The 12070-nt window shown below is 50.9% G+C and carries 10 protein-coding genes and 2 pseudogenes; 7 read left to right on the top strand and 5 right to left on the bottom strand.

The features are described from left to right. Window positions 1–119: 119 nt before the first annotated feature. Window positions 120–908: a DUF4394 domain-containing protein gene (locus AC1DCP_RS14600; RefSeq protein WP_174037938.1), complete on the top strand. Its 789-nt coding sequence runs from the start codon at window positions 120–122 to the stop codon at window positions 906–908. Window positions 909–1210: 302 nt separating this feature from the next. Here the strand turns inward: AC1DCP_RS14600 and AC1DCP_RS14595 are convergent. Further along, window positions 1211–2005 (bottom strand): annotated as a pseudogene (locus AC1DCP_RS14595) (IS630 family transposase); the annotation flags it as partial. An 827-nt stretch (window positions 2006–2832) separates the two neighbouring features. Between AC1DCP_RS14595 and AC1DCP_RS14590 the strand changes: the two are divergent. From AC1DCP_RS14590 to AC1DCP_RS14580, 3 genes are read left to right on the top strand one after another with little or no spacing between them, the layout of a single operon-like run. Continuing rightward, entirely contained in the window at window positions 2833–3240 is a 408-nt protein-coding gene (locus AC1DCP_RS14590; RefSeq protein ID WP_476774378.1) for an FAD synthase family protein, read from the top strand. Next, a complete protein-coding gene (locus AC1DCP_RS14585) occupies window positions 3237–4454 on the top strand; it encodes a CDP-glycerol glycerophosphotransferase family protein (protein ID WP_174037936.1) in 1218 nt (405 codons plus the stop codon). The genes AC1DCP_RS14590 and AC1DCP_RS14585 overlap by 4 nt, the downstream gene beginning before the upstream one ends. Before the next feature lie 56 nt (window positions 4455–4510). Continuing rightward, the gene (locus AC1DCP_RS14580; RefSeq protein ID WP_473246800.1) at window positions 4511–4783 is read left to right on the top strand and encodes a sunset domain-containing protein; all 273 of its coding nucleotides are present in this window, start codon (window positions 4511–4513) and stop codon (window positions 4781–4783) included. A gap of 44 nt (window positions 4784–4827) precedes the next feature. On the opposite strand, the gene AC1DCP_RS14575 is transcribed toward AC1DCP_RS14580, so the two are convergent. The 3 genes from AC1DCP_RS14575 to AC1DCP_RS14565 all read right to left on the bottom strand — a co-directional run bounded on the left by AC1DCP_RS14575 (window position 4828) and on the right by AC1DCP_RS14565 (window position 8500). Then, entirely contained in the window at window positions 4828–4968 is a 141-nt protein-coding gene (locus tag AC1DCP_RS14575) for a hypothetical protein (protein ID WP_154963160.1), read from the bottom strand. 167 nt (window positions 4969–5135) lie between these two features. Then, window positions 5136–6179, bottom strand: a complete 1044-nt coding sequence (locus AC1DCP_RS14570) for an XcbB/CpsF family capsular polysaccharide biosynthesis protein (protein WP_154963162.1) — start codon at window positions 6177–6179, stop codon at window positions 5136–5138. A gap of 47 nt (window positions 6180–6226) precedes the next feature. Next, window positions 6227–8500 (bottom strand): bifunctional glycosyltransferase/CDP-glycerol:glycerophosphate glycerophosphotransferase, encoded by a 2274-nt coding sequence (locus AC1DCP_RS14565; protein WP_112357776.1) that lies wholly within the window; start codon window positions 8498–8500, stop codon window positions 6227–6229. A gap of 110 nt (window positions 8501–8610) precedes the next feature. Here AC1DCP_RS14565 and AC1DCP_RS14560 point away from each other — a divergent pair. The 3 genes and pseudogenes from AC1DCP_RS14560 (at window position 8611) to AC1DCP_RS14550 (ending at window position 9637) form a co-directional block, all read left to right on the top strand. Beyond that, window positions 8611–9144: pseudogene (locus tag AC1DCP_RS14560) on the top strand (IS66 family transposase). Between the two features lie 56 nt (window positions 9145–9200). Beyond that, window positions 9201–9434 (top strand): IS66 family transposase, encoded by a 234-nt coding sequence (locus tag AC1DCP_RS14555; RefSeq protein WP_419463699.1) that lies wholly within the window; start codon window positions 9201–9203, stop codon window positions 9432–9434. After that, window positions 9338–9637, top strand: coding sequence for a transposase domain-containing protein (locus AC1DCP_RS14550; RefSeq protein WP_419463697.1), 300 nt, complete (start codon window positions 9338–9340; stop codon window positions 9635–9637). The genes AC1DCP_RS14555 and AC1DCP_RS14550 overlap by 97 nt, the downstream gene beginning before the upstream one ends. 1111 nt (window positions 9638–10748) lie before the next feature. Here AC1DCP_RS14550 and AC1DCP_RS14545 read toward each other — a convergent pair. Continuing rightward, a complete protein-coding gene (locus AC1DCP_RS14545; RefSeq protein WP_476774377.1) occupies window positions 10749–12068 on the bottom strand; it encodes a capsular polysaccharide export protein, LipB/KpsS family in 1320 nt (439 codons plus the stop codon). Window positions 12069–12070 lie beyond the last annotated feature (2 nt).

The raw sequence follows: 12070 nt of genomic DNA, 5'->3' as shown, positions 1-12070 counted from the left end.
GCAAATATTTTTTCGCTGTCTGCATCCAAATGCACAACGCCCGGTGTCTTGAATGGTGGAAGCGTCGAAAACCAAAGGCTGGACGCCTTCCGAACGGTTCAACGCACGGGAGAAACACAATGAATATCATCCGCTCCATTCTGATCGCCTCCGCCGCTTTCGCAGCATCGACAAGCATCGCGGTCTCAGCACCGGTCCTCGGGCTGACCGGCGACAAGACGCTCGTCATGTTCGACACTGAAAAACCAGCCGTCACAAAGACAATGGATGTCACCGGCGTCGACAAGCTCGTTGGCATCGATTTTCGGCCGAGCAACAAGACTGTCATCGGTGTGACGCCGGACCACCGCATCGTCTCCATCAACCTTGAGACAGGTGCTGCAACCGAGGTGGCCAAGATGGACAAAATGCTGACCATGACCGAAGCGCCTGTTGTGGTCGATTTCAACCCGGCAGCGGATCGTCTTCGTTTCATGACCGGCACGACCAATCACCGCGTGCATCCCGATACTGGTGCTGTGACGGTTGATGGAACACTGGCTTTTGAAGATGGCGACATGCACAAGGGAGAAACGCCAAACATCGTTGCCGCCGCCTATACCAACTCGATCGGCAAGCCGGAAAAGACGGCCATGTACAATATCGACGCGACCATCGGCGCTCTGGTTCAGCAGACGAAGCCGAATGACGGCACACTGAAGGCAATCGGCAAGCTCGGCCTCAAGGAAACGCCGGCAACCTACGCATTCGATATCCACGGCGAGGAAGGCGGCAAGAACACCGCATACCTGGCCGCCGGCAACACGCTATACACCGTCAACCTCGAAACCGGCGCAGCCACCGAAATCGGCGGGATTACAAGCGCAGACAACGGCTTGCGCGACATCACTATCCTTCCTGCGATGTGATTTGGGGTCGTAGACTGCGCGTTTGCGCTATCTGGGAAAGGCTGGTCCGGTTATGCGGGCCAGTCATTTTACTTTCACCGGTTATGTCTCCCGTCACCTCTTCCGAAGGGGCGTTAAAGAGCGCATCGCTAACATGATTCCACTTTACTTCGGATTCTGTCATAGAGCAGAAATAGATCAGTCTACATATCTGATCCTGTGAATAGCTTATTACAAGATGTGTCGATCCTCTCTCGGTACTTCGGCAATGGTCGTTAGCGTTAACGCCGGTACAAATGCGGAATTGCCGAGCTGGGAGAAGGCTTCTCGATGGGGTTGAGATCTGGAATGTAGGGCGGAAGGAACATCATTTTTGCGCCGGGCGCCTCAATCAATTCCCTTGCTGGTGGTCGCTTGGGGCTGGACAGATTGTCGAGGATGACAACGTCACCTGGCTTCAATGTCAGGACTAGAACTTGCGCGGCATATGCCTTGAACCATTCACCGTTGATCGGTTCGTCGATTACAAGGGGCGCGGCCATTCCCGTAATGCGTGCACCCGTGACCAGTCTGGTCGTCTTGCGATGATCGTGAGGAGCGCGGATCCTCAACCGCTCGCCCTACGGCATCGCCCATGCTTACGTGCCATATCGGTTGCGGTCTAGGCTTCATCGATGAACAAGAGCCGCAACGGATCGAGATCGAGCTACTCGTCGAACCAGCGCTGTCGCGTTTCCAGGATGTCCAGGCAACTTTGCTCTACCGCATGCCCAGTCTTTTTGCGCTTTTGTTCGTGTCGGACAAGAAAGCGGTGCAACTTCGACTTGCTGCTGATGATGCCATGGGCAACCAAAGCATTGCGAAGTTCGAAAAGGGTGCCGTCCCGATTCTCGCCGACCCTAGTGATGATCAGAGCGGCATGAGCATCAGTCTCGTGCGAATTGCGGTTGCCGTCGAGTGGACCGGGAGGAACATCCCCTTCTGGATTTGCAGGTTACGCCAACGGCTAACTATCGCCGCCCTCACGCCGAAACGTTAGGCAGCCTCTCAACGCGGTGCGCCCCGTTAACGGCAACATGTACTCGTATGCGAAGATCAATGGAAAGGGCTCGCGACATATCTGCCGACCTTCATCGGCAGATAGCTTGAATCAGAAGTCGACTGATTTGCAAAGCCATCCGATTCAATCAGTCAGGGAAACGCTCTAGATGAGCGTTATTGATAGTGTTTAGGCATAGTGCATGTGAAGCCAAGCCGCCCGCAATGGTGTTCTGCTGATTACGGTTATGCATGCAGAGTTTCATTGTCGCAACAAAAGCCCGCCGAGCAGTTATCAATGGTGTTAAGTTATTTTAACCCCTTGAACGAACGTAAAAATATATTCCCCATACTATAGCTGAAAATAATATAAGGCCCGCTATTACTAACGTAAGAATAAGAAAAACCTTTTCATGCCAATCGCTATCCAATTCCACACCTCAAATTTTCAAGGTCTTTTACGGTTAATCTGAGTAACATTCCACCAATCTAGGTTTGTATACCTTGGTCAATGCTGGCGTGTGTTCAACGCATTCTTAGCCTGTTGGTTATGGGATGGCTCGCCCTTCCGAGAACATCGAGTATGATGGCTCGTCATTGAAGGAAGCGGAGCTAGATCATAAAGATTTCGATACAAGGTGCGGTGATTGTCCGCCGGACGATGCGACGTCAGCCGCTCATTGGGTTTCTAGGAAAGATGCAGACGTGCATCATTGCTATAGAAGCACGTTGCGGCGCTCACCGCCTTCGGCGACTCCTCGCAGCACGAGGACACGAAGTGGGCCCCGTTGCCGAAAAACCACGGGACCGATCGTCGTGGCACTCCTTTATTACTGCGGTCGTTAGTTGCGGTTGCACTGTTGTCATAAAATCGTCATGAAGCTCTTGGTTGCAAAAGGAGATCACCATGACGCGAGTAATTACGTTCGGTACATTTGACGTGCTTCACGTGGGGCATATTAGAATGCTTCAACGTGCGAAGGGTTTGGGTAACCATTTGACTGTGGGGATTTCCACGGACGCTCTCAACTTCTCGAAAAAGCAAAAAAAGCCCGTTTACTCGCAGTTCGATCGACTTGAGATAGTGAAATCTATCGCTGGTGTTGATGAGGTTTTCTTTGAACAGTCGCTTGAAGAGAAAGGTGACTACATAAAGAAATACAATGCTGAAATTCTTGTAATGGGGAACGATTGGGAGGGGAAATTCGACCAGTGGAGCAATCTCTGCAAGGTGGTTTATCTTCCAAGAACAGAGGGGATATCAACCACGGAACTCTTGGCAGAAATTAGGGCGACCGCTGACGGGATCGCATGACCAAAGCTGGCTTTATCGTTCGCAACAAATTCCAAATTCGGCATTTTGATGCACTCGCGAGCACTTTTCCCAGTGCGGATTACCTGCTTTATAAACGCAAGGGCCTAGAACTGGAGTTCTCTGCCGATGAATTGAAGAGTTCCCAGCTTCCCGTCAAATTTATCAATAGAAGTAACGTAGTTAATGTGACTTCTTCGTATGATGTGCTTTTTTTTCAAACGGCTTTCCCCGGGATAGAGCTGATAGATCAAACACCGCTGGTTTCAGTGCAGTACGGCCTTGCCAAAGAGCGCCATAACTATGGCGAGTGGCGCGCTTTGGCTGATTTGAACCTTATGTACGGGCCATACTCTGCCTCGGCAGTCTCGCACTACGGCCCGAGTGTAGCTATTGGCAATCTCAAATTTTGCGGCTGGGATTATCGTTTGACGCCGTTACAAAAGGAGGAGGCGAAGCAAAGGCTTGGACTTGATCATCAAATCCCCGTTGTTCTGTATATGCCCACATACGGTGAACTAGGCTCGTTCGATGAGTTGGTGGAGCCGCTGGCAAAACTGAGTGATCGCTACCAAATCCTGATCAAGGGTCATCACAATGATGAAATTTCCGGTTTTCAGTGGATGTCCAAGGCTAGAGCCTTGGGTCATACTCACCTGTTTCCCGGTGGTTTTGATCAAGTCAGACTTCTGGAAGTCTCTGATGCAGTCATCAGTGATTTCTCTGGCGCGGCATTTGATGCTGTCTATGCACAGATACCAGTAATTCTTTTCCAGGGTGGAGCTGAGAAAAAAATAGGAATTCAAAAATTCGACTTATCGTCCCTCGAATACCGTGAACGTGAACGAATAGGTCGGGTCTGCTATGATATTAACAGCCTAGAATATGCTTTAGAGGAAGTACTCTCGGCACCAGAAAAATTCCTGAATGCAGTGGCTAGTCTTCGAGATAGCCTGTTCGAGGATGTGTCGTCCCCATCGTCCGCCTTGCTGGCTAGGAATGTGGTTGAGAGACTTCTGGCTGGAGACTTTCCACCACGTTCGAAACCTCAAGTGTATATTCGAGAGACCATTCAGCGACTTCTCCAGGTCGAGCGTGAGCTCAAATTACAGAGCAATAAACCTATATGGCAATTATTGATGATGATCACTACATCAATTTCGAAATTTGGCAGCAGGTTACCGTCATGGATCAGATCCATGTCGTTGTTTCCATAAGTATTTTTTTGTGGCATTGATCCTTTGTCAGGCTCTTTAAATCACGGCGTCGAGAATTGAAACCGTTCCTCTTTTTAGTCCTCGTCGCATTCACAATCGCATTTTTTGCTTTTGGATGGGGCCCCCAATCGAAAAAAAACGACTTCAATATCGATTCGCGAAAATGCGCGATCAAAGGTAATGTTGATCTTAGAACCGGTAAGCGAATTTATTATCTTCCGGGGCAAAAAAACTATGGACGTATTGCTATAACCCGAAGCTATGGTGAGCGCTGGTTTTGCAGCGAGGCAGAGGCGCTCGCTGCTGGTTGGGTTCGACCAAACCGATAGTATGGCTCCGCAGAAGGCCGTCTGCCTTGATTTTCTGATTGGCGTTAAGTCCATGGGAAAGCGGCAAGGTGAACCGCACCGGATTTGCCGGAGACCGTTTGCCGGATCGAAAGCACAAAGCCCGCATGGGCAGTCGGGCTTGCCCGCCAACCGACGATGCGGCGAGCGAAGCCATCGGAGGACATCGTCCGCTCGCACTCCCGTCATTCCCGTATCAAAACAACCGGAACTGTTGCCGTGGAACTGGTCTCCCGCAGATCATATCCACCGGAAAGAGCCTAATGGCGCGTCCGACACATGTCTACACGATCCACTATGTTCTTTTCGCTGAGCGATAAGCAACCCGTCACGCCTATGAACCACTCGCTCCAAAGGGCATGTCCATGCGTGTTGGTGGTGAAAGCAGACGGTGAAGCTTCATGTTAACCAGCATAATGGTCGTGCTAATTGACTTTGGCCCGACGTCCGGGTGGTCCTTGATTTCTGGGTTGCTGACGTTAACGTACGAGATCGCCTCTTTTGTCCATGGGACTAGAGCATGGTTAATGTATCGGTACTGAGGCGATCTGTCGCTGTATACGATCGATATTCGACCTGGCCTCAGCGGTAGCTGAGATGATGAAAATGAGGCGAAGATTTCGTCTTTCGTATACGGGAAGTTGCCGACTGTAAAATGAAGGTCGTCATGCACGTCGGCGTAGAGGTGATCCGACACAATAGGATCTACAGACACCACGTGCGAATTCAGAAGCATCCCGTGTAGGAGCGCAGCTGTGGCCCCCTTCGAAACGCCGAGGAGAACAGCGTTCTCTGATGCAATGTCGAGGGCAGAACAAGTACGCTTGATGAGAGACTGGATATTGACGAAGTTTCGCTCGAGGAAATTTGTATCCGTATACCATCCACCATTGACGCCGCCGAGATCAGCAATGCGGAGGATGTGTGTATTTGAAGGGACGTACTTCTGTATGTTTGAGTAGTTATGTTCAAAGTGGCGCTTGAGGCTGGATTGATGAGCGTGCGTTGCTATGGATGAAAATACGACGAGAAGGTTGGCTTTTTGACGGACCTGAGCATTCAAAAAAGTGTGAGCAATTTCGTTTTCATCAAATAGAATTTTTCCGCTGTCGACCTCCGTCCACAAGCCCTTAATTCTCGGAAAAGAAACGAAAGATGAGGTGGCTCCATCCCTCTTGTAAAGGTGATACCCTTGATCAGTGAGGTGACGCAGCGTTTCCCTGTATTCTGGCTTCGAGCGTGAGATTGATATCAAGTTCAAATTCGGACAGTCATCAAAGTGATGACGAATGTGGACAAAATCCGCACCAGATAAATCGGAAACCGATTTGTTCAGTTCCTCAATTCCGACAGATGTGGAAAAACGTTCGATTCTCAAGATGCCTGTTCCTGGGTTTGTTTTGCAGCGGGTTTTCTAATCGTGGATTAAGCTAATTTTTGTCCACGAATATGAGGGAGAATTAGCTCCTCAACTACCTTACGGCAACTGTCTGGCCCTTCCGACTCGAGGAACCCTTCGCGAATAATATTGCTCGCTGATGCTACAGCTTGAGGATCGCGAGCGAGTTTCGATACATGCTGCGCTAGCGATGCAACGTCGCGGTGGGTGAGGCCATTTAGTTTAGCCGGCATGTCGAAATACATGCCGCGCGCCTTCCGATACGTTTCGTAGTCCGGAATATAGAATAGTGCGGGGTTGCCAGTGGTGGCGAAATCGAAGGCAATACTCGAATAGTCGGTAATCAATATGTCCGCTGCGGCACAAAGGTCTTGGCTATCTGGGTATGGTGTAGCGTCTTTTACAATTTCGTCGCCTTTGATCTTGTTGTTAGATAGATGGTGCTGACGCGCCAAAACAAAGGTGTTTTCTCCTGCTGCACGCGCCAATGTTGTAAGTTCCTCCTGAGAAAGGAACGCTTTTGCAGACGAAAGCCGCCACGTTGGTGCGTACAACAATATCTTGGAGTTGGCGGGTAAGTCGAAGTGTTCTCTTACCTGCTTCCGTTTTTCATCTCGAAATGCTTTGTCTTGAAGGCAATCTGTACGCGGCGCACCAATCTCGAAGAATTTTGAGCGCAGATGGAAGGCACCCCTCATCGATTCAGTGTGGTGAGCTCCGGCAGTTACTACGTAATCCCACATCGAGCACCGTTGGATGAGGGCCTTCCAGTTTGTGTTAGCGCCATCGTCGTACCCAATCATGTCTGTTCCTATGTGCTTTATAGGAATTCCATGGAAGGTCTGGATAAAAAGACCGTCCTTTGGTTTGCGAAAAGAAGGCATGAAGTTGTTGTTGTTTACGAACACTTTGGATGTCGCAAGCTTAATGTGATACCGATTTGATCCCCACTTGAGGCGGTCAGACGCAGGAATGTCAGCGGCGACATTCCCTTTTAGGGCAAAATAGCATCGCACATTTGGATGATGCCTTTTGATGTACTCATAAAGATACTTTGGGCTGTCAGCATATTGCTGTCCCCAGTAACTTTCAAAGACGACCGCGTTTTTGCGCGGAAGCTGCCTTACAACCTCGTGTGCTTGGCGCTCTAACCACTTGAACGTTGAAGTCGAAGATTGCTTAGCGAACTTTTGGGCCGCAACCGCAAGCTTATACGCCTTAGAGTTTTTGAACCTTTGCCATGCTTTATTTTTCTGAAGGTATGCGTTCCTCTGGCGCCTTTTCCTGATCCGAAGAGTTTGGGCGTAGGTTTTCTTCAACAACGCTTGTTCAAACCAATCGCGATTGTATAGCGCGACGTTAAATGTCTGGTCCCCTTTGGCGGCTTTGAACACGCGTTTGGCTTCATTGAAGAATCGCTCTCGCTCGCTCTTCGGAATGCGCTCGTTCTCTATGAGAACGGCGTAGATCGCATTGATTGCATAGCTGTATATCGTGAAGAAATAAGCGTGCTTATCGTTGTCACGCAAGTGATTAAATACGCGTTCGTATTGAGCTATTACATCAAAATGCTGGCTCCCAGGCGTTGTGAGGATCGACCCTGGGCGCGCAGCTCGGTAGTAATAGAGCGGAACGTCAACAACCGCCACGCGGTTCGCCGTGGTCAAAATCTTGAAGGTCCAATCTACGTCTTCATAAATGACGCCAGAGGTGAATTTGAAGCCATGCTTTTGCAGGAAGTCCCGCCGATACAGCTTGATCTGCGCCAGATTTAATATCTTCAAGGCGCTTTGGCGCTCTTTCGGGTCGAAAAATGTAAGATTCGAGTCCTGATAGGGTGTCCGGTCTTTTGCGCGCGTGAGTTTACCATTGATGTTAGCGCGATAGTAGTCAAGAATAACTACTTCGGCATCTCCTTGCTCAGCCTTGGAGACAGCCTTCTCGATTGCCCCTCGGTCCAGCCAGTCGTCAGAGTCTAAGAAGAAGATGTACTTTCCTGATGCCGCATTCATTCCTTCATTACGGGCACCACTAAGGCCAACATTCTTTTCAAGGTGAATCGTTTTTACATTGGAGAGCGAGCTAGCGATGCGAGCAGCTGCCATCATGCTGTCGTCTGGTGAGGCGTCATCGACCAGTATCGTTTCGATGTTCCCGTAGCTTTGCTCAATGATGGATGTGAGGCATTTCCTAACGTAAGGTGCGACTCGGTAGATGGGAACGATGATGCTCACGAGCGGTGTCGCGGCGTTGACTGCGACTGCAGGGCCGTCGCCATGGGTGTTAACTTTTTCGATCATTCTGCACCGATACCATAAAATAGGGTGAGTCACGGCCAACTGCGCGTCACACAATAATTGTGAAGTTTTTTTGTCAATAACCTCCCAACTAGCGTTGACGCAACCCAAAAGTGTTTTGGAGCGCAACGGAAGCGACCGTCGCCCATGTGCTGGTTGCCAAATATGCCGATCATCTTCCCCTTTATCGTCAAGCACGGATCATGAGCCGCCAAGGCATTGATCTCGACCGCTCCACCCTTGCCGATTGGGTCGGTCGGACTGCTTTCGAATTACGTCCCATCTTCCATGCGCTGACTGCGAACCTGAAGCTCTCGACAAAGCTGTCAATGGACGAGACCCGCGCTCTGGTGCTCGATCTTGGCTCACGCAAAACCGGGACTGGATACTTCTGGCCGCTGGCGCGGGATGATCGTCCATGGGGCGGCGGTGATCCGCCAGGTGTTGGCTTCAGCTAAGCGCCGGGTCGCGCGGGGGCATTCATGCAGAACGGATAAGTGCAGTGCTTCTCCGGTATCCTGCAGATGGATGGCTATGCCGGATATAACCGGCTGATCGCGCCAGAGCGAATTGGCCTGGACATTCGGCTTGCCTATTGTTGGGCGCACGTTAGGCGCAAGCTGGTAACCCGCAACGGCTCAGCCTGATTGCCGAGGACGACGGCGTCACACAGATCGGGAAACTGTACCGGATTGAAGCCAGGTTGCGCGGCCTTGATCCGGAGGCTCGACTGGCCGGGCGGCGGGAAAGATCAGCGCCGCTCATCGCCGATTTGCAGAGCTGGCTAATCCATCACCGCGCTCGGGTCGCGGCAAAGTCTCCGCTCGCCGAAGCGCTCGATTGTATCGCCAAATACTGGGATGGTCTCCAACTCTTCCTGGCAAATGGTCGCATCGAAATAGACAACAACAGCGACGAGAGAACCATCCGCCGATAGCACTTAATCTTAAGAACGCGCTATTTGCCGGACATGACGCGGGAGCGGAAAACTGGGCAACCATCGCCTCGCTCATCGAAACGTGCAAACTCAATGCCGTCGATCCACTGGTCTATCTGACCACGACACTCGCCGCCATCGTTAGTGGTCACAAGAAGAGCCGGATTGATGAGTTGCTGCCGTGGAACTATCCAGAGAAGTAGGCTGCCTCGCCGAGATCGGCTATAGTGGCCTCTCCGCCATCAACTGATTTCTTGTTGCAACATAGTGAGAAACAGGAAATGCAGCGCGATCGCGAAGGATATTGCGCCCCGCGCACTGTAGAAAGCATTCTTCCATCCAAGAATTGTGTACAAACCGTTGACGACCAGTTCCCCTCGGCTTCCACTTAGAGAAACACTGCTCGCGCTCTCCGTCAAAAAAAGACACGCAAAGCTCAATACTAAAGCACATGAGAAAATGGCATCAGCCAGCAATACAGTCTGGAAGGTCAAGGGAAAGTTGTTATTTTAAGTTATCACGTCCGCAATATATTGCACCAAAAAAACTAGAAAATAGACGAATAATCTCAAGATACTGTAAAACAATACATTAAATATAAATCCACCCGTATTCGTTTTGACATCGAGCGAGCCGTCAGCCCAAAAACCCGCCAGTGAAATTAATAAAGCAAATATCAAGAACCTAATGAAAAAAACTGCATGGGAGGCCGTTTCCATCTGAATGTAACCAGCACTTGTTTTTAGCAGTACCTTCATGGGATGACCATACAGACCAGAGAAGCCGTCAGTCCTGATGTGAAATGTCGGCATTTCATAGCATCAAAATAAAACCCCGCGGCCTCGGAACACCGGTTACGGTGATCTAGAGTTTGACACCGACATACCGCGCCTGTGGCATCGCCCACCTTTCTTGGCTGCGCCACGTCCTTACGAATTGCCAAAGGGGGACTAACCGGCCGAAATCGACGACCTGCTGCCGTTCGGCTTTTCCAAGACCGCTGCAACCTGACAGAACTCGCAAGCGCTGCCAACCAGAGAGAGATTTACCCGTCAAGCGGCCGTAAAGACGCATAGAAAATCGTGCTTACACTTCATCCATGGATGCATCTTGCGTTGGAGGTGAGCATCACCATCACGACATAGTGAAATTCCGGCGGGAGGAGCATCCAACCCATCAGTGGCAATCAACAAGTCTTCGAATAAAGCCATTGGCCTTTTGCTCGGCGATCGTCGTGGCGACGGACATACGTCCATCCGACCATCGCAGATGATCAGGTGAGGCGAAACGCGCAGGGGGAGTCGTGCATAAGGTTCACACACGCGAACGAAACCCATCCCATGGATACAAGATGCGACCGATCACGCGATACCTATTATCTGATAATTCCCTGAAAAACCCAGCCGGATTGCTACGATATTGGATGGCATCGCGCTCATTTCCAATGCTGGCCACCACGCGGGCGACAACGGGCGTCAACAAATGACGCCATCCGAGAACACCATAGGTGCCATAGGGCTGCCACTTAATCCTTCCGGCCAATGATACCCGGGCCCTCGTATGCGGATCTGCAAGACGATCTATTGTTTTCTCAAAATTGGAAGCGCCGCCTGTGTCAGGATCAAAATACATGGGGTACAAGATATAGGCTGCGGCAAATAGAGCCTCCACCGAGAGCACTCTGCCGCGACGGGTCAAGGACTGCCTATCATCCGTCAAGCCCCAGCCAGCATAGAACGGGCCGCCAACAGTCGTGACTTTTTTTTCCCTCATCAATGCCTCAAAGCCTGCGAGGGACGTAATGGTGTAGATGTGGTCTGCACTATCCAGCGCATCAGGCAAAGAGATCTGGCCCTTCATGACAGTGCACAAATGCGCCACATCCTCTGGGTTCGAAACCTGTCGGCGCATCCTGCTCAGCACGTCGGGATGCGGCTTATAAACAATCTCCGCGTCGGGATTTTCCTGTGCGGCCAAGCGCACGAGCTCATTATTCGTGAATGGACGATCGCATCCATAGAGAATGGAGGCATCCTCCTCTACTTGGCCGACGACCAGCACCCTTGGGCGGAGGCTCTGCTGGCTGTCCCGCTGCAGGGTGGGTGAAGTGAGGCGGCCGTTATATTTCGTCAACCTTTGTTGCAATATGCGGCGGATGCCTTCTCTCGCCCGCTGGATTAGCTCTGGATCGTTGTCGAAATCATAATGTAAAAGAAGCTGTTCCAAATCACTGCGGCCGCGACTATCAAAATACGGCCTGCGGCTATCCAGAGATAGGGAAAACGGCACCGAGTACCCCGCATGTGCTTCGAGCGAGCGTATAAAGCCGTCCTCCATGAAATAAACCTGAAGTCCGAGACGCTGGATTTCCTGCTCGGCGAAGGACGGAAGGTTGTTGCTCCACACAAAAACAACTGGCTTCTCCCTCGCCTCGAGAAAAGGCAATATTTTGCGCCGAAAATCGACTTCAGCGATCTGGAATGGCACAAAATGAAAACGCTTCTGCGGGAAAAATTGTTGCAGGAATGGGTGTTTCCACGCCTTCATGTGAAACGCGATGACAGAACCTTGCCGCGCAAGCAAGTCTGCACGCACCGGGAGCGGATTACGCCAATCTTTCGGGGAGTCATCCATAA

The organism is Agrobacterium sp. 10T429, from assembly GCF_056393925.1.
Note: the sequence above shows the minus strand (reverse complement) of the source record. Positions and strands in the feature narration are given on the sequence as shown.